Origin of the sequence: Blautia sp. MSJ-36 (genome assembly GCF_018917985.1) — a bacterium.
Lineage (GTDB): Bacteria > Bacillota > Clostridia > Lachnospirales > Lachnospiraceae > Blautia_A.
On record NZ_JAHLPQ010000007.1, the window covers coordinates 125,116 to 143,900 of the forward strand.

At 46.0% G+C, this 18,785-nt stretch carries 14 protein-coding genes; 9 read left to right on the forward strand and 5 right to left on the reverse strand.

Features of this window, described 5'->3' with window-relative positions:
* The first annotated feature begins 2 nt into the window (after positions 1 to 2).
* The 5 genes from KQI39_RS07555 (at position 3) to KQI39_RS07575 (ending at position 4,993) form a co-directional block, all read left to right on the forward strand.
* The gene (locus KQI39_RS07555; RefSeq protein ID WP_216417581.1) at positions 3 to 2,261 is read left to right on the forward strand and encodes a DUF2298 domain-containing protein; all 2,259 of its coding nucleotides are present in this window, start codon (positions 3 to 5) and stop codon (positions 2,259 to 2,261) included.
* Positions 2,262 to 2,411: 150 nt separating this feature from the next.
* Positions 2,412 to 2,993 (forward strand): HD domain-containing protein, encoded by a 582-nt coding sequence (locus KQI39_RS07560; RefSeq protein ID WP_173762518.1) that lies wholly within the window; start codon positions 2,412 to 2,414, stop codon positions 2,991 to 2,993.
* An 11-nt stretch (positions 2,994 to 3,004) separates the two neighbouring features.
* Positions 3,005 to 4,069 carry an L-threonylcarbamoyladenylate synthase gene (locus KQI39_RS07565; protein ID WP_173771756.1) on the forward strand — a complete coding sequence of 355 codons (1,065 nt, stop codon included), beginning with the start codon at positions 3,005 to 3,007 and terminating at the stop codon, positions 4,067 to 4,069.
* Positions 4,066 to 4,494 carry a ribose 5-phosphate isomerase B gene (gene rpiB, locus KQI39_RS07570; RefSeq protein ID WP_216417583.1) on the forward strand — a complete coding sequence of 143 codons (429 nt, stop codon included), beginning with the start codon at positions 4,066 to 4,068 and terminating at the stop codon, positions 4,492 to 4,494. The genes KQI39_RS07565 and rpiB overlap by 4 nt, the downstream gene beginning before the upstream one ends.
* Before the next feature lie 4 nt (positions 4,495 to 4,498).
* The gene (locus tag KQI39_RS07575) at positions 4,499 to 4,993 is read left to right on the forward strand and encodes a deoxycytidylate deaminase (RefSeq protein ID WP_173771760.1); all 495 of its coding nucleotides are present in this window, start codon (positions 4,499 to 4,501) and stop codon (positions 4,991 to 4,993) included.
* A gap of 84 nt (positions 4,994 to 5,077) precedes the next feature.
* On the opposite strand, the gene KQI39_RS07580 is transcribed toward KQI39_RS07575, so the two are convergent.
* Both KQI39_RS07580 and KQI39_RS07585 read right to left on the reverse strand, forming a co-directional pair.
* Positions 5,078 to 7,750, reverse strand: coding sequence for a sensor histidine kinase (locus KQI39_RS07580; protein WP_216417586.1), 2,673 nt, complete (start codon positions 7,748 to 7,750; stop codon positions 5,078 to 5,080).
* Positions 7,751 to 7,793: 43 nt separating this feature from the next.
* Positions 7,794 to 8,495 carry a response regulator transcription factor gene (locus KQI39_RS07585; RefSeq protein ID WP_195567034.1) on the reverse strand — a complete coding sequence of 234 codons (702 nt, stop codon included), beginning with the start codon at positions 8,493 to 8,495 and terminating at the stop codon, positions 7,794 to 7,796.
* A gap of 245 nt (positions 8,496 to 8,740) precedes the next feature.
* Here KQI39_RS07585 and KQI39_RS07590 point away from each other — a divergent pair, with 245 nt between their 5' ends.
* Entirely contained in the window at positions 8,741 to 9,643 is a 903-nt protein-coding gene (locus tag KQI39_RS07590; protein ID WP_334300792.1) for a radical SAM protein, read from the forward strand.
* Between the two features lie 261 nt (positions 9,644 to 9,904).
* Here KQI39_RS07590 and KQI39_RS07595 read toward each other — a convergent pair whose 3' ends face one another.
* Positions 9,905 to 11,344, reverse strand: a complete 1,440-nt coding sequence (locus KQI39_RS07595; protein WP_216417588.1) for a TrkH family potassium uptake protein — start codon at positions 11,342 to 11,344, stop codon at positions 9,905 to 9,907.
* Between the two features lie 12 nt (positions 11,345 to 11,356).
* A complete protein-coding gene (trkA, locus tag KQI39_RS07600) occupies positions 11,357 to 12,715 on the reverse strand; it encodes a Trk system potassium transporter TrkA (protein ID WP_216417590.1) in 1,359 nt (452 codons plus the stop codon).
* Positions 12,716 to 12,959: 244 nt separating this feature from the next.
* Between trkA and KQI39_RS17330 the strand changes: the two genes are divergently transcribed.
* Genes KQI39_RS17330 through KQI39_RS07615 form a run of 3 tightly spaced genes read left to right on the forward strand, consistent with a single transcriptional unit; the run spans position 12,960 to position 14,235 of the window.
* Positions 12,960 to 13,331 carry a spore coat associated protein CotJA gene (locus KQI39_RS17330; protein ID WP_253293106.1) on the forward strand — a complete coding sequence of 124 codons (372 nt, stop codon included), beginning with the start codon at positions 12,960 to 12,962 and terminating at the stop codon, positions 13,329 to 13,331.
* The gene (locus KQI39_RS07610) at positions 13,331 to 13,609 is read left to right on the forward strand and encodes a spore coat protein CotJB (RefSeq protein WP_173763201.1); all 279 of its coding nucleotides are present in this window, start codon (positions 13,331 to 13,333) and stop codon (positions 13,607 to 13,609) included. The genes KQI39_RS17330 and KQI39_RS07610 overlap by 1 nt, the downstream gene beginning before the upstream one ends.
* A 2-nt stretch (positions 13,610 to 13,611) precedes the next feature.
* On the forward strand, positions 13,612 to 14,235 hold the full coding sequence (locus KQI39_RS07615) for a manganese catalase family protein (protein ID WP_216417592.1): 624 nt from the start codon (positions 13,612 to 13,614) through the stop codon (positions 14,233 to 14,235).
* Between the two features lie 134 nt (positions 14,236 to 14,369).
* Here KQI39_RS07615 and KQI39_RS07620 read toward each other — a convergent pair whose 3' ends face one another.
* Positions 14,370 to 18,611: a 2-hydroxyacyl-CoA dehydratase gene (locus KQI39_RS07620; RefSeq protein WP_216417594.1), complete on the reverse strand. Its 4,242-nt coding sequence runs from the start codon at positions 18,609 to 18,611 to the stop codon at positions 14,370 to 14,372.
* Positions 18,612 to 18,785 lie beyond the last annotated feature (174 nt).

The following is an 18,785-nucleotide window of genomic DNA, read 5'->3' on the forward strand; positions in this document are numbered from 1 at the left end:
AGATGAAAGTAAAAATCAGGGAAATACTTCCGGAGTCAGTTGCGGCGGTGGTTCTGATCGCTCTTTCTGCCTATCTTCTTGGCGGAGATGTATGGACTTTCTGGACCTGGTGGCTTCTGGCCCTTTTTATGGGAATGATTGCAATGCCGCTGACCGGAAGACTTTTTGATGGATTTGAAGATAAAGGATGGCTTTTTTCGAAAGTTTTGGCAATTGCCATAACAGGATTTCTTACCTGGTTTCTTGTGGCGGTGGAAATTCTTCCATTTACTTTTGCATCCTGTGCGGGAGTGTCCGTATTTTGTGGGGTAATCTGTGTTATTTTGTTTCATGTACAGCAGAAACATGGAATTGAATGTATTCCAACGGGGAAAATGCACCTGATTTTCAGAGAGGAGCTTCTGTTTTTCGGTAGTTTTCTTCTCTGGACATATCTGGCAGGATTTCGTCCTCAGGCATATGGAACAGAGAAATTTATGGATTACGGATTTATGGAAGCCATGATGCGGAGCAAAACACTGCCGGCAAGGGATCTCTGGTACTCTCAGGGAACCATTAATTATTATTACGGTGGTCAGTATTTTGCAGTCTTTCTTACGAAGCTTACAGGCAGCAGAGTGGAAGTAACCTATAATCTGATGCGTACGTTTGTGGCTGCTTTTGCGTTTGTGTATCCATTTTCTCTGGTACGCCAGATGACCAAGGACAGGCTCTACGGGCGTATGAGCGGAAAGAAAAAATATCTGCCGTCTCTTGCGGGAGTGACTGCAGGCATTTCCGTTTCCATTGCGGGAAATGTACATTATATTGTCTATCGCTGTGTTCTGCCACTGATCCATAAAATACAGGGAGTGGAAGAAAGTGCCAGTTACTGGTTTCCGGATGCCACCCGTTATATAGGCTATAATCCGCTGAATGAAAGCGACAAAACCATTCATGAGTTCCCGAGCTATTCTTTTGTTCTGGGAGATCTTCACGCCCATGTGGTGAATGTGATGTTTGTGACATTTCTGGTGGGGCTTCTTTATGCGTGGTTTAAAAAAGTTCGAAACAGAGGACCGGAACCGGAAAAACAGGACCTGAGAGATTTCTGGCTCAGACAGCTTTTGATGCCGCATATTCTTCTGGCTGCAGTGCTTCTTGGAATGTTCCAGTGGACAAACTATTGGGATTTTGTAATTTATTTTGTGGTAACCGGCGGTGTTGTCCTGATTGCGAATATTATCCGTTTTGGCGGAAAAATCACCAGAATTCTTTCTGTGACTGTTTTGCAGGCTGCAGAGATTATTGTGATTTCCTATCTGGTTATTCTGCCGTTTACTCTGAAATTTGAAACGATGGTACAGGGAGTTGCACTGGCACAGCATCACTCTCTCTGGTATCAGCTTCTGATTCTCTGGGGCCTTCCGGTAGTACTGACTGTTCTGCTGATTGTTTCCATTCTTGTGGAAAAACTGAGAGGCATGAAGCATAAAAGCCTGTACAGACTTCTGGAAGCGGTTACAGTTCCGGATCTTTTTGCGGTAATTATGGGGCTTTGTGCCATCGGACTGATTATCATTCCGGAACTTGTGTATGTAAGAGATATCTATGAAAACGGAAATGCCAGAGCGAACACCATGTTCAAACTTACGTATCAGGCATATATTTTGTTTGGAATGACTATGGGCTATGGAATCTACAGAATGCTGGTAGTTTCAAGACAGAAGATCGTCAAAGTCCTTTCAGGCATAGGGCTTTTTGTGCTGATCTGGACAGTGGGATACTTTGGAAATGCAGTACATTCCTGGTTTGGGGAAGTATGGAATCCGTCAAAATATCAGGGACTGAATGCAACTACATTTCTGGAAACCGATTTTCCGCAGGATGCGGCAGCAATTCGCTGGCTGAAACAGAATATTGAGGGATCTCCGGTTGTGCTGGAAGCCAATGGTGACAGTTACAGCGGATATGAAAGAGTCTCTGCGTCGACAGGCCTTCCTACGGTACTTGGCTGGTATGTTCACGAGTGGCTGTGGAGAAACGACGTGCCGGATCTTAATCAGAAAAGTGCAGATATTCAGACTATTTATACATCCGGCGATGTGGAAACCGTGAAATCTCTTGTAAAGAAATATGACATTTCCTATATTTTTGTAGGTGGACAGGAAAAAGAAAAGTATGGTACCGATCTCAATGACAGCCTGCTTCAGAGCCTTGGAAGTATTGCCTATGTGGATGTGACATCAGGAACCTATATTGTAAAAGTAAGTGGACAGTAAAGGGATAAACAGAAATCTTCGGATGATTCGCAGGAAAGCCTGCAAAAGATTGACAATTTTTCTGTGATAACGCTATAATAGACATATTACAGGTAAATTTATGAGGAAGAATGTTGCTTCTGCGGCATTATAGCGGGAGGAGGAAGATTTATGAACAGAATTGACAGGCTTTATATGGAAATGATCCGCTATTACCAGGGTGATCCCAAACATATTCAGCATTTTGTGAAGGTACACAGTTTTTCCAGGCTGATTGGCCAGGGAGAGGGGCTGGATGAAAGCACAATGTATACATTGGAAGCTGCGGCGCTTGTCCATGATATTGGAATTAAGATCGGAATGGAAAAATATGGCCGTTCGGATGGAAAGACGCAGGAAGCAGAAGGTCCGGCAGCTGCAAGGGAAATGCTGGGGAGACTTGGCTTTCAGGAAAAGGTAATCCGAAGAGTAGAATATCTGGTAGGGCATCATCACACCTACAAGAATATTGATGGAATGGATTACCAGATTCTTGTGGAAGCAGATTTTCTTGTAAACTATTTTGAGGACGGACTTGACAGAGAACATATAAAAACAAGTGCGGAAAAGATATTTAAGACAGAAACCGGTAAAAAAATTGTAAAAGAAATGTTTTTCCCGGAAGCTTTTCAGAAGTCGGAAACCTGGGCGCAGGATGCACTGCAGGATCTGGAAGATTTTATTGAAGAGCAGGGAATTTATATCAGACAGTAATGGAGCGTAAAATGAAAGCAGAAATAGCAGTTATGACAGCGGAACATATCGATATGGATGCAATTGCCAGAGGCGGGGAAATCCTGAAAAACGGAGGCCTTGTAGCATTTCCTACAGAGACGGTATATGGTCTCGGAGGAAATGCACTGGACCCAAAAGCATCTATGAAAATATATGCGGCCAAGGGAAGGCCATCAGATAATCCGTTGATCATACATATTGCAGATATCCGTGATCTGGATAAGATTGTCACGGAGGTTCCGGAGAAAGCAAGGATTCTGGCAGAAAAATACTGGCCGGGACCGTTGACCATGATTCTTCCGAAGGCAGATATTGTACCAAAGGAAACAACCGGCGGGTTGGACAGCGTGGCAGTACGTTTTCCAAGTGACCGGATTGCACAGGAGTTGATTCTTGCGGCCGGGGGATATGTTGCAGCGCCAAGTGCCAATACTTCCGGAAGACCGAGCCCTACCACAGCAGGACATGTAGCGGAAGATCTGGGGGATGCCATTGATATGATTATTGATGGCGGACAGGTGAATATCGGACTGGAATCTACCATTGTGGATTTTACGGAAGAGGTACCGGTCGTACTACGGCCAGGATATATTTCCCTGGAAATGCTTCAGGAAACGCTGGGTGAGGTACGGATGGATAAAGGACTGATCAAACCGGACAGCAAGGTACATCCGAAGGCACCGGGAATGAAATACCGCCACTATGCTCCGAAAGCGGATCTTGCAATTGTGGAAGGCCCAACGGAACGGGTTATTGCAGAAATTGAAAAGAGAGCACTGGCTGCACAGGAGAATGGACAGACAGTAGGAATTATTGCAACGGATGAAACAAAAAGCAGATATTCACATGGTATTATAAAGAGTATTGGAAGCAGAGAGCAGGAAGAAACCATTGCACATCATCTTTATGAAGTGCTTCGTGAATTTGACAGCTGTAATGTAAGTGCCATTTATTCAGAGGCATTTTTTACACCAAGAATGGGACAGGCGATCATGAACCGCTTACTGAAAGCGGCTGGTCATAAAATTATCAACGTTGAGGAGGAAGAAAAATGATAGCACTGGGATGTGACCACGGCGGATATGAGCTGATGCAGGAGGTCAAAAAACATCTGGAAGAGAGAGGACTGGAGTATAAGGATTTTGGATGTAATGGAACAGAATCTGTAGATTATCCGGTTTATGGAAAAAAAGTTGCCGAGGCTATTGTGAGTGGCGAATGTGAGAAGGGAATTCTCATCTGCGGAACAGGAATCGGGATTTCCATCACAGCAAATAAATTCAAAGGAATCCGTGCCGCACTTTGTACGGACTGCTTTACTGCAGAAGCGACAAGACTTCATAACGATGCCAATATTCTGGCTATGGGCGGTCGTGTAGTAGGTCCGGGACTTGCTCTGAAGATTGTGGACACATTCCTGGATACACCGTTTTCCGGTGATGAGCGTCATATCAGAAGGATCAACATGATCGAGGATTAAGCTTATGGATAAAAAAGGACAGAAACGTAAGGATTATCTTTCCTGGGATGAGTATTTTATGGGAGTGGCCATGCTTTCCGGCATGCGTTCCAAGGACCCGCATTCACAGGTAGGTGCCTGTATTGTAAGTGAAGATAACAAGATCCTGTCAATGGGATATAATGGATTTCCAAAAGGCTGTTCCGACGATGTGTTTCCGTGGGGAAGAGAAGGGGAACCTCTGGATACCAAATATCTTTATGTGACGCACAGTGAGCTGAATGCCATTCTGAATTACAGAGGCGGAAGTTTGGAAGGAGCCAAGCTTTATGTGTCACTTTTTCCATGTAACGAATGTGCCAAGGCAATTATTCAGGCAGGAATCAAAACGGTAGTATATGACTGCGATAAATATGCAGATACCCCTTCCGTGATTGCATCCAAAAAGATGCTGGATGCAGCCGGGGTACGGTATTATAAATATAACCGGACAGACCGGGAGATTACGATCAGGGTATAAAAAACAACAGAAATAAGAGAAAACAGCAGCTTCGGCCTGATGCATCATCAGGATCCAAACTGCTGTTTCTTTTTTTATAAATGTTCAGGAGTGGGTTTCATCCGGTCCGGATAAAGCTGCGGGAGATATCTTCTGGGGAAAACTTAAGCATACTTTAAAAAGATCGCCATCCAGATAGAGATTAAAAGTTCCACCCTGAAGCTGCGTCAGGCTCTGTGCAATGGATAATCCAAGACCACTGCCCTCCGTGTTCCGGGCAACATCACCACGGATAAAACGTTCGGTCAGTTCTTCTGCAGGAATGTTTAAAGGCTGTGCGGAAATATTTTTTAAAGTAAAGATGACCCGATTATTTTTCAGAAGGACTTCCGCATAGACTCTTGTATTTTCCATGGCATATTTCAGAACATTTCCGAAAAGATTTTCAAGGATACGCCACATCCGTCTGCCATCGGCAAAAATCATGGCAGGAGTATCCGGAAAATGTGTCATCAGTGTCAGATGCCGGTCTTCCAGGCGTTCTTCAAATTCTCCCATTACCTGATAAAGCATTTCTACAAAGTTCAGGTCTGCCATTTCCAGAGACAGGTTTCCGGTACTTGCTTTGGATGCTTCCACAACATCTTCCGTCAGGCTTTTCAGACGGTGGGACTTGGAATCCAGAATGTCCAGATACTTCAGAACTTCCTGGTCCGTGAAATTTTTTCTTTTCAGAAGATCTACATAGTTGATGATGGAAGTCAGAGGCGTTTTCAGATCATGGGAAACGTTGGTGATGAGTTCCGTTTTCAAACGTTCGTCTTTCAGACTTTTTTCTACAGCAGCATCAAGGCCGTCGCCAATTCGGTTGATGTACTGCGCCATTTCTTTCTGGTCCCCACGAAGCTTTTCTTCCGGGATCTTGTAAGTGAGTTCCCCGTCTGTGATCCGTTTCAGGCCATCAAGGAGAAGTTCCCGTCCAAGAGCAATTTTGTAGACAAAGAAAAGAGCGCCCAGATCCAGAAGAAAAAGCAGTAAAAACATCAAAAACCAGCCACCGGATGCAGGAATCAGGACACTGAAGAAAAACTCAAGGAACAGAAATACGCCAAGTTCTATTACCATGCGGATTCTGCTGATGGTGTTTCTGGAGAAAAACTCGATCAGTTTCCCGGCTTTGTGCAGGCACAGACGGAGGAATTTCAGGCATCTGCGAAGGAAGCTGTTTTTCCACAGAGTGTGCGCTTTGATCCTGCGGACCAGGCTTAAATAACCAATCCAGAACATACAGGAGATCAGGAAAATCGTGATCCCGATGATGATCATGGAAGCGATATGATTATTGGTAGCATATTGCAGATTCAGCCCTGTAGTTAATATACCAAGTGTCGGGATACATACAAGCCCTGCCGCTATTTCAGTATCAATCCGGTCAAAAAAGTTCAGCTCCGGCTGTATATTGCCAGTACTGCCCTTATCAGAATTCCTTTTTCCTGTATGGACTGTAAGCCAGATAAAATCCATGAGAAAGAGCAGAAAACTGATCACAGCGACTACTGCAGCCGGAATAAATAAAGTACGGTAAGTCTGGAAATACTGTCTGGCAGTTTTTACGGAATCCGCTACAGGAAGGCTGGTGTCATCAATCCAGGCCAGAAAACTGCAGTTTTCATCGTATGTGGAGTTTCGAAGAAGATTGATCCAGCTTTCAATGGAAGAACTCGGCTCAGAGGAAAGATTCAGGTTGGTAAGACCACTCTGAGCATCTTTCTCGGTTTTTGCAGTGTCATTAACATCCAGGAGCACATAAGGCTTTTTGTTCGAAAAACCGGAAATGTGAGTCAGATCGGAAGTGTAGCCGGCATCTGTGTTTGTGAAGATATCTTTTGTGCTGTTATCTGTATAGGCGTAGCGGATATTGGAGCTGCCGCTGTTGTATTCATTCAGTGCCTGGGCAGCAGCTGTCCAGTTGGAAAAAAGCTCTCGGGCATTATCCAGCTGTTCAAAAGCATCGGTCAGGGTTCCCTTGAAATTCCTGGTTTGGGATGAGGTGGAATTCATATAGTCCAGGAGGCTGTCGTAGCCTTCCGGTGTACAGGGAATTTTGAAGACCGGAGTAAGCATATCTGCCACATCTGTGTAAACGATATTTCCATTTTTGCCGGTAATGCTTTCAAGAGGCTCCATTTCCCGGATGCCGCTGGCTGCATATTCTGCTTTTAAAGAAGAAAGAACCCGATCTGTCCAGTCATTCTGGGAAATTCCTTCGGATTTCAGAGCGCCTTGCAATGCATTCAGCTGCAGGGTGCCATCTTCCAGGGCTTTGGAAAAATCGGAATAATACATATATTGGGTTTTGCCTTCCGGGGTGGTGAGGCCTAAGACGATCCAGTCATCATCGGAATTTATGCTCTGCAGGCTCCATTCCTTAAGATCGTTGAAGGAGTAGGCAAGACCGGAGGTGTTTTTGAAGGAAAGAGAATCTCCGTTGTAAAGTTCTCCAAGATCAATGTACGTGTTTTCATCTTCCTGATCCAGAATTTCTCTGGCCGAGATTCCGTTCAGGATAGTAGAAACTTTGGCGTAAAAATCATTGGAAAAGGCAGAAGTCTGGAAATAATCCTTTGTTCTGAGATCATTGACGGAATCCATCTGAACCCCTGCCTGGATCACCAGTGCCGCTGAAAATACCATGACCAGCGGCAGGATAAGACCAAGGACAAGAGCGGGGATCCTCATAAGAGACCGGTTTGTTCCTTCATGTTTGTTTGTACGCATAATACCCCTTTCTGAAGTACGAAGACTTCAAGTGCCGGATGGATTACCGGCTAAGCTTTTCAATTTTGTAACCCAGGCCCCAGACGACTTTCAGATAGCGCGGTTCTCTGGGATTGATTTCGATCTTTTCACGGATGTGACGGATATGTACAGCCACGGTGTTATCTGCTGCCAGGGCATCTTCATTCCAGATACTTTCATAGATCTGCGTGGTGGAAAAAACATGTCCCTGATTTTTCATGAGAAGAAAGAGAATGTTGTATTCGATGGGTGTCATTCGTACCGGTTCCCCATCTACCAGAACTTCTTTTTTGTCGTCATTTACTGTAAGGCCGCCGGTGGTATAGATATGCTCCGATGCCACCGGTGAGGCGGAACCAAGCTGTGTATAGCGGCGCAGCTGAGATTTCACTCTGGCAATCAGTTCCAGAGGATTAAAAGGTTTGGTGATGTAATCATCGGCACCGATATTAAGTCCGAGAATTTTGTCTGTGTCCTCGGATTTTGCGGACAGAATGATGATGGGAAGAGGATTGTTTTCCCGGATTTTGATGGTTGCCCGAATCCCGTCAAGATGGGGCATCATGATGTCCATGATCAGAAGATCTACTGGTTCTCTGGTAAGAATATCCAGAGCTTCCTGTCCGTCGTAAGCTTTCAGGATGTGATAGCCTTCCTGTGTAAGATAGATTTCAATTGCTTCTACGATCGCTTTATCGTCATCGCAGACAAGTATGTTAGCCACTTTTTTGTACCTCCCTGATGTTAATTAGAATAGCAGCCGGAAATTAAGACGAAAGGGGTAAATTCTTAAGATTCCATGAAATTCATTGTACTATATTAAGCGTAGCGTGTAAACTGAGAAGGGCTTGTTGACAGCTACAAGGATGTGCTAAACTATGTAAAAGGAAATGTCTTAATAACAGAAAAAGATCAGGAGAAAGTGAAGTGGAGAACGAGAAAAGCATAGATAACATAGCCGGAAAAATGATGTCCGCCTGTACACTCTGCCCAAGAGAATGCCATGTGGACCGTAGTTCCGGAAAAAAAGGTTTCTGCGGGATGGATGGGACCATTTATCTGGCAAGAGCAGCACTGCATATGTGGGAGGAACCTTGTATTTCCGGAACAAAAGGTTCCGGAGCGGTATTCTTTTCCGGATGCGGGCTGCGCTGCTGTTTCTGTCAGAATCATGATATTGCCATTGGGAGCAGAGGATTGGCGGTAAGTGTGGAAAGGCTTGGAGAAATTTTTCTGGAACTGAAAGAAAAAGGTGCTGCCAATATCAATCTGGTGACAGGTGCACATTACGTACCGCAGATTATAGAGGCACTGAAACTTGCCAGAATGCAGGGAATGGATCTGCCGGTAGTGTATAATTCCAGTGGTTATGAAAAACTGGAAACATTGAAATTGCTGGAAGGATATGTGGATATTTACCTTCCGGATTTCAAATATATGGAACCGAATCTGGCACAGAAATTTTCTCATGCACCGGACTATGTGGAAAGGGCAAAAGCCGCGATTAAAGAGATGGTACGTCAGAGTGGAAGCTGTCAGTTTGGAGAAGATGGATATATCAGGAGAGGAACCATTGTCCGCCATCTGATACTGCCAGGACATACGAAAAATTCCAGGAAAGTTCTGCGCTATCTTCATGAAACCTACGGGGAAGAGATTTACATCAGTATTATGAATCAGTATACACCGGTGAGGGAATTTGGAGAATTTAAGGAATTAAACAGAAAAGTAACAAAACGGGAATATGAAAAAGTTCTGGATGCTGCTGTAGAGATGGGAATTCAGAATGGATTTATACAGGAAGGGGAAACTGCTTCAGAAAGCTTCATTCCGGAATTCGATTACGAAGGGGTGGAAAAAAATACCCCATAAATGGAAGGAGGCCGGTACTTTCGTACCGGCGCGTATGAAAAAGAAAAATATTATAGAAAGCTCATCACCTTCTATGGCTAATAATATACAGGAAAAATGTGAAGAAAGTGTGTCTAACATTTGAAATAAATGTGAAAAAATGCGATTTATGACGCAAACATGACAAAATATGCTTGAAATATAACGATTATGCCTGTATGCAGAAAATAAAAACCGGAGAGACGGATAAAAAAGAAGTCCGTTTCTCCGGTTTTATTTTTGTCAGAATTTTTTCCAGGTTTCCCGGAGGAAAAGAATCAGAATCGGGAACAACTCCAGTCGTCCGGCAAGCATGTCAAAAGAGAGAACCAGCTTGGACAGGGGAGAAAAGATTCCGAAGTTTCCGGTAGGGCCGATCAGGGAAAGACCGGGACCTACATTGTTTAAAGTGGTGACTACGGCTGTGAAATTTGTTACAAGATCAAATTCATCAAAACTGATGATGAAGATAGATGCAGCCATAAACATCAGATAAACGATCATATAAATATTGGTGGCACGCATAACTTCGTGAGACACCGCTTTTCCGTCCATTTTGATCTTTTTTACTGCGTTGGGGTGCAGATAAAGATGCAGTTCCTTGCGGACAGATTTTGCAAGAAGCAGAAGACGGGAAATCTTGATTCCGCCGCCTGTACTGCCGGCACAGGCACCACAGAAGGTAAGCAGTACCAGAATCGTCCTGGATACCGCAGGCCACTGGTTAAAATCTGTAGTGGCATAACCGGTGGTGGTGATAATGGAACCAACCTGGAAAAATGCCTGCTGAAGTGCTTCCCACACATTGTCAAACAGATGCCGGACGTTGAAAGTGATCATCAAGGCAGAAGCGATGATCACAAAGAAGTAGCAGCGAACCTCTTCAGATTTCAGTGCCTGAGAAAACTTCCTGGTGAGAAGAAGAAAATAGACATTGAAGTTAACGCCAAACAGGATCATAAAGATGGTGATGACGATCTGAATATATAAGCTGTAGCTTCCCATACTGTCAGCTTTGATTCCGAAGCCTCCGGTTCCTGCAGTTCCAAATGCCGCACAGAGACTGTCGTAAAGAGGCATCCCGCCAAGAAGCAGAAGGATGATCAGTGCAACAGTGAGTGCAATGTAGATCTTGTATAGGATCTTGGCAGTTGACTGGACTTTTGGAAGAAGCTTTCCTACGGAAGGACCAGGGCTTTCTGCCTTCATAAGGTTCATATGATAGCCACCTGCCAGGGGCAGCAGTGTCAGGATAAATACCAGAACCCCCATACCGCCGATCCAGTGGGAAAAGCATCTCCAGATGTTGATGCAGTAAGGCATCTGTGTCGGATCAGAAAGGATACTGGAACCGGTTGTGGTAAAACCGGAAACGATCTCAAAAAAAGCATCGATCGGATCGGGGATAGCTCCGCTGAGTACAAAAGGTACAGCGCCGACAATACTGAAAACGATCCAGCTTAAGGCAGTGGTAACAAGACCTTCACGGGCGTAGAATGCCTTTTTGGAGGGCTTGCGGCTGACCAGAGGAACACCGATGGCCAGACATGCCAGGATTGTGATCAGGAAGGCAATACCGGATTTTTCGCGGTAGATAAGGGCAGTGACGCCGGGAACCAGCATGCAGACAGCCTCCACGTTCATGATCCATCCCAGGATATAAATAATAATCGAATAATTCATTTGTCAGTACCTCTATTTTTCAAGTATATCTGTGATGTCGCGAAGCCCCTTGTGAGTGGTTACGATGATCACGGTATCTCCCACCTGGATCATATCCTGACCACGGGGAATACGGATGCGGCCGTTGCGGTTCAGGCATCCCACCAGAAGATTTTTGCGGAGATTCAGCTCTGCAAGAGGGATATAAGTTACGGCAGATTCCTCACGGATCGCAAATTCCAGTGCTTCTGCATTGCCATCCAGAATATGATAAAGAGTTTCTACATTGCTGCCGATGCTGTTCTGAGTGGCGCGGACATACTGCAGGATATAATCAGCAGTGATATTTTTCGGGTAGATGACACTTCCGATATCCAGGGAGTCGATGACATCATCAAATTCCAGACGGTTGACCTTGGCAACCAGCTTGGCATCGGAGATGCTTTTTGCAAAAAGTGCCAGGAAAACATTCTCCTCATCCAGATTCGTCAGAGTGACAAAGGATTCGGACTCGGAAAGTCCTTCTTCGAGAAGAAGAGAACGGTTCGTTCCGTCACCATTGATGATAGTCGCATCCGGAAGCAGTTCGCTTAAGTGCTCGCAGCGATCTTTGTTCTGCTCGATGATCTTGACACCGATCTTCATATCCAGAAGTGCATGGGCAAGATAGTAGGAAATAGTTCCTCCTCCTACAATGATGCAGTTTTTGACCTGATTGGTCTTGAGACCGATCTTACGGAAAAATGCCGCTGCATTAAGCGGAGAGGCTAGGATAGAAACCATATCTCCGTCGTGTATAATGTGATCACCACCAGGAATGGATACATTGTCACGGCTCTCGATCGCGCAGACCAGGATATCACTTCGGAAAGCATCCGAGATCTGGGAAACGCTCATTCCGTCCAGCTTGAATTCCGGGAGAACTTTAAACTTGAGAAGTTCTACACGGCCACGTGCAAAGGTGTCGATCTTGATCGCAGATGGAAAACGGAGAAGCCGTGAAATTTCCTGAGCAGCGGCAAGCTCCGGGTTAATGATCATGGTAACGCCAAGACGTTCCTTGATAAATCCGATTTCTTTTTCATAAATGGGGTTGCGGACGCGGGCGATGGTCTGACAGTGGTTGGCCTTCTGCGCGATCAGACAGCAGAGAAGGTTCAGTTCGTCAGAAGCGGTAACTGCGATCAGGATATCTGCAGTATCAACGCCTGCCTCCATTAAAGTATTGATGCTGGCACCATTACCGACGATTCCCATAGCGTCGATATTTTCGCAGAGATCATTGATCTTGTCGGCAATAACGTCGACGAGAGTGATATCAATATCCTCTGCCTGAAGCTGCTCTGCAAGATTTCTACCGACTTTTCCGCAGCCTACAATAATTACCTGCATAATTTCCTCCTTCAATAGCCGGTCAGGGCTACAAATCATAAGTAAAAGCGCCCATCCGTGTAAAGATAGGCAAGGATATTATAGCACTGTATATCTGATTTTTAAACAGTAATATTTTCCTGTATATATAGAAAAAAATGGCAGAAAGATAGATATATGTGAAGGAAAGTGAACATTCCTGTTTTCACAAGTTTAAAAAACTGTCATAAAATATAGCGTGATCATGAATGAAAGGATTTCGCTTATGGATAGATTTCAGATGAATCGTTCGGGATGCCGGCCATATCAGTATACCTGCGGGATGAATGGCGGGATGGCAGCCCGGAACGATCGTTCATCTTCAGATATGGCAAATCACGGCAGCCAGAACGGGAATCATTGCAACAGCATGAAGCAGAACATGCCGAAGGAAACCTGTAGCTGTAACATGCCGGGAACCGGAAACCGTGCTGACCAGGAGATGTATTCGCATCTTAAACATCTGGTTCCTGCAATGGCTTATGTGCCATGCCAGGAATTTGCACCTACGTTTGAACTGAAAAAGGCGCTTCAGGTTGGAACAATCTTTCCTGAGCTTTGCAAGCCGTTCTGTGGCAGGAGAGGAGGCCGTAGATGATGTCCGGAAACTGTACTTCAAAAAAAGAACTGTTACAGTCCATTGACCAGGTAAGCTTTGCCATTGATGACCTTCTTCTTTTCCTGGATACACATCCAAGGGAAAAAAGAGCTCTTGAGTATTACAGCGAACTGAGCACCAGAAGAAATGAACTTCTGAAAAAATATGCGAAACTTTATGGTCCGCTGACCATCGATACCGGAAACGACAGCAATCTTAGCTCCTGGCAGTGGATGGAGCAGCCGTTTCCGTGGGAACAGGAAGGAGGGTGCAGATAGTTATGTGGAATTATGAAAAAAGACTCCAGTATCCTGTAAATATCAAGACGCCCAATGCAAAACTGGCACAGTTCATCGCCAGTCAGTACGGCGGGCCCGATGGCGAGATTGGCGCTTCCATGCGGTATCTTTCTCAGAGATTTACCGCGCCGAACCGGATGGTCGCGGCGGTGCTGAATGATGTGGGAACGGAAGAATTAGCTCATTTGGAAATTGTATCCACCATTGTCCATCAGCTGACAAAGGATCTTTCTATGGAAGAGATCGAGAACAGCGGACTTGGCCCGTATTATATCGACCATACGGTGGGAATCTGGCCGCAGTCTGCAGGCGGAGTGCCCTTTAATGCCTGCGAATTCCAGAGTAAGGGTGATCCGATCACGGATCTGTTTGAAGATCTGGCAGCAGAACAGAAGGCACGTTCCACCTACGATAATATCCTCCGGGTGGTGAAAAATATCCCGGAGGTTGCAGATCCCATCCGTTTCCTTCGGGCAAGAGAGGTAGTCCATTTCCAGCGTTTCGGTGAAGCACTGAGATCCGTGCAGGAGCAGCTGGATGCCAAAAATTTCTATGCCTTTAACCCGAGCTTTGATGCTTCGTGCAAAGCCTCCTGTGAAGAGTGATGGATCAGAGAAAAAATCTGTCTGACAGGAATCATATCTGAAATAAAAAGAGCTGCACAGCCGGCAGGGATCCTGCGGCTGTGCAGCTTTGAATTTGTTTTTGGGAAAAAGATGTTTGTAACCTGCATTTCTTGTTATGCGTCTTTTTTATCGTCTTTATGAAGATTCTTCTGTGCTGTGGAAAGCATCAGTTTGATTCGGTTCAGCTGGTTTACTTCGCTGGCACCTGGATCGTAGTCAATGGCAACAATGTTGGCTTCCGGATGTTCACGGCGAACTTCCTTGATGACACCTTTTCCTACGATGTGGTTCGGCAGGCAGCCAAACGGCTGGATGCAGACAATGTTCGGAACACCGCCGTGGATCAGCTCCATCATCTCTCCGGTCAGGAACCATCCTTCACCGGTCTGGTTTCCGGCGGAAACGATCGGTGCGGCCATTTTTGCAAGATCATGGATATCTGCGGCCGGTGTGAAGTGGCGGCTCTGTTCCAGTGCTTCATTGGCGGTTTTTCTAAGCCAGTCAATGGCTTTCAGGCCAAGGTTTGCAATGGTTGCCTTGGACTTTTTGAAGCCAAGTTTCTCAACCTTGAAGTTCTGGTTGTAGAAGCAGTAGCAGATAAAGTCAATAAGGTCCGGAACAACCGGTTCTGCGCCTTCTGCTTCCAGAAGATCTGCCAGATGGTTGTTGGCAGCAGGCAGGAACTTGACAAGGATCTCACCTACGATACCAACGCGAGGTTTTTTCTCATCGGAGATCGGGATGGTATCAAAATCGTGAACCATTTCACGGCACATTTTTTTGAAGGTACCATGGCTGACGCTGCTGCCTGTTACAAAGGCAATGGCGCGCTGCTCCCAGATCTTGTGCTTGCGGTTTACGATACCTTTTTCCAGCTCGTAAGGACGCATGCGGTATACACATTTCATCAGGATATCGCCGAATACAGCACCGTAAACGATACGTTTGATCAGCGGCAAAGTCAGCTTGAATCCCGGGTTGCTCTCCAGACCACTTAAGTTGATGGAGATAACCGGTACCTGTTCCATGCCGGCTTTTTTCAGGGCGCGGCGGATAAAGGCGATATAGTTGGATGCACGGCAGCCGCCGCCTGTCTGGGACATGATGACAGCAGTTTTGTTCAGGTCATATTTGCCGGAAAGAAGGGCATCCATGATCTGTCCGACAACCATCAGGGACGGATAGCAGGCATCGTTGTTTACATATTTCAGGCCCACATCAACGGCATGTTTGTTGTCGTTTGGAAGGACTTCCAGGTTATAACCTGATGCGTTAAAAGCGGCCTCGAGGATTCCGAAGTGGAACGGAGACATCTGCGGGCAGAGGATGGTGTATTCCTTACGCATCTGCTTGGTAAAGGATACTTTCTCGATGGAAGCCGGCTTAATGTTACGCTTCTTGTTCTGGGCCTGTTTTGCACGGATGGCAGCGATCAGGGAACGGATACGGATCCTTGCTGCACCCAGGTTGTTGACCTCATCGATCTTCAGACAGGTGTAGATCTTGTCACTTCCGTCCAGGATCTCATAAACTTCATCGGTGGTAACCGCGTCAAGTCCGCAGCCAAAAGAGTTCAGCTGGATCAGATCCAGGTCTTCTCTTGTCTTTACAAAGTTAGCGGCGGAGTAGAGACGGGAGTGGTACATCCACTGGTCATTGACACGGATCGGGCGTTCCAGATGACCAAGATGTGCAACGGAATCTTCGGTAAATACGGCGATTCCGTAACTGTTGATCATATCCGGGATACCATGGTGGATCTCCGGGTCAATATGGTACGGACGGCCGGCAAGGACGATTCCGCGGCGTCCGGTTTCTTTCAGGTACTGCAGAGTTTCCTCGCCTTTTTTCTGGATGTCTGTATGGACAGCTGCAAGTTCTTCCCAGGCTTTATGTGCAGCAGCTTTGACTTCAGCAGCAGGAATGTCCGGGAATTCTTCCACAAGACGGTTAGTCAGAATCTCCTCGGAAGTAAATGCCAGGAACGGATTGCGGAAGGTGATGGACGGATCGTTAAGTTCGTCCACATTGTTCTTGATGTTTTCCGCATAGGAAGTAACGATCGGGCAGTTGTAGTGATTGACTGCATCCGGGAACTCGTTGCGCTCGTAAGGGATGCACGGATAGAAGATAAACTTCACACCGTTACGGATCAGCCATGTGACATGTCCGTGAGCAAGTTTTGCAGGATAGCATTCGGACTCACTTGGGATGGATTCGATACCCAGCTCATAGATCTTACGTGTGGAAGTCGGAGAAAGCACCACCTGATATTTCAGTTCTGTAAAGAAAGTATACCAGAACGGATAATTCTCAAACATGTTCAGAACACGAGGGATACCGACCTGTCCACGGGATGCCTTGTCTGCGGAAAGTGGCTCATAGGAAAAAATTCTCTTATATTTATAGTCGAAAAGGTTCGGGATATGATCCTTGTTCTTTTCTTTTCCAAGTCCACGCTCACAGCGGTTTCCACTGATATATTTACGGCCGCCGGAGAATTTGTTGATGGTCAGACGGCAGTTGTTGGTACATCCGCGGCAGTTCGCCATGGAGGTGGTGTACTGCAGGCTGTTGATCTGATCAATGGAAAGCATGGAAGTTTTTTCGCCCTCCTGATAGCGTTCCCTTGCGATCAGAGCGGCACCGAAGGCACCCATGATTCCAGCGATATCCGGGCGGATAGCCTGACAGTTGGCAATTTTCTCAAAACTGCGGAGAACCGCATCATTGTAGAAGGTACCACCCTGTACAACGATGTGTTTGCCAAGCTCGGAAGCATCGGAAACTTTGATAACTTTGTAGAGGGCGTTTTTGATAACGGAGTAGGCAAGACCAGCGGAGATATCGGAAACTTCGGCACCTTCTTTCTGTGCCTGCTTAACCTTGGAGTTCATAAATACAGTACAGCGTGTTCCAAGATCAATAGGATGTTTTGCAAAAAGAGCTGCTTTTGCAAAGTCCTGTACGGTGTAGTTCAGGGATTTTGCGAAAGTCTCGATAAAGGAACCGCAGCCGGAGGAACATGCCTCGTTAAGCTGTACACTGTCTACCGTCTGGTTACGGATCTTGATACATTTCATATCCTGACCGCCGATATCCAGGATGCAGTCTACTTCCGGATCAAAGAAAGCAGCTGCATAGTAATGGGAAACAGTCTCAACCTCACCTTCATCAAGAAGAAGAGCCGCTTTGATCAGTGCCTCGCCGTAACCGGTGGAGCAGGAAAAAGCAATCTCGGCGTCTTCCGGAAGAAGTTCATAGATCTCCTTGATGGAACTGATGGTGGTTTTCAGCGGATTTCCGTTATTGTTGCTGTAGAATGAGTACAGAAGTGTTCCGTCTTCGCCTACCAGTGCAGTTTTGGTAGTGGTGGAACCGGCGTCGATTCCCAGGAAACATTTTCCCTTATATGTAGAAAGGTCGCCGGTTTTTACCTTGTAGGCACTCTGGCGGTCGTGGAAAGCCTGATAGTCGTCCTCTGTGGCAAAAAGCGGCTCCATACGTTCTACCTCAAAGTCCAGTTTGATGGTGGTACGCATGCGTTCTTTCAGTTCAATAAGAGATACGGTTACGTCCTGCTTCGCGTTCAGGGCGGAACCGATAGCTGCGAACAGATGGGAATTGTCCGGCGCGATAATGTGCTCGTCATCCAGTTTCAGGGTGCGGATAAAAGCGGTCTTCAGTTCGGAAAGGAAGTGAAGAGGGCCGCCCAGGAATGCAACGTGTCCGCGGATCGGTTTACCGCAGGCAAGACCGGAGATGGTCTGGTTGACAACTGCCTGGAAAATGGAAGCGGAAAGGTCTTCCTTGGTTGCTCCGTCGTTGATCAGCGGCTGGATATCTGTCTTTGCGAAAACACCGCAGCGTGCCGCAATGGGATAAAGTGCCTTGTAATGTTTGGCATATTCATTGAGGCCCGGTGCATCGGTCTGGAGAAGAGATGCCATCTGGTCAATGAAGGAACCGGTACCGCCGGCACAGATACCATTCATACGCTGCTCGACGTTTCCGTTTTCAAAGTAGATGATCTTGGCATCCTCGCCGCCAAGCTCGATGGCAACGTCTGTCTTCGGCGCCAGTTTCTGCAGGGAAGTGGATACGGCGATAACTTCCTGGACAAAAGGTACTTCCAGGTGATTGGCAAGTGTCAGTCCGCCGGAACCTGTGATAACCGGGCAGAGTGTAAGTTCACCGAGCTGATCCTCTGCTTTCTGAAGAAGATCCGCAAGTGTTTCCTGAATATTTGCAAAATGTCTCTCATAATCGGAGAAGACAAGGGTATCGTTTTCGTCTAAGATCGCGATCTTGACAGTGGTGGAACCAATGTCAATTCCAAGTGTGTGTTTCTTCATAAAAAATTGATTTCCTCCTTGCTGTATCTATACAGGGGTTGCCCGACTCTGGCATTACTGTCAGGCGGGAGTGATTTCTTCTTATTAAAAGGATTTTTAAGCGAATACTCTATATTATACGATATCGTTTAAAAAATGGCAATGTAAAAGTTTAACAATCAGTAGCAGGAAAGA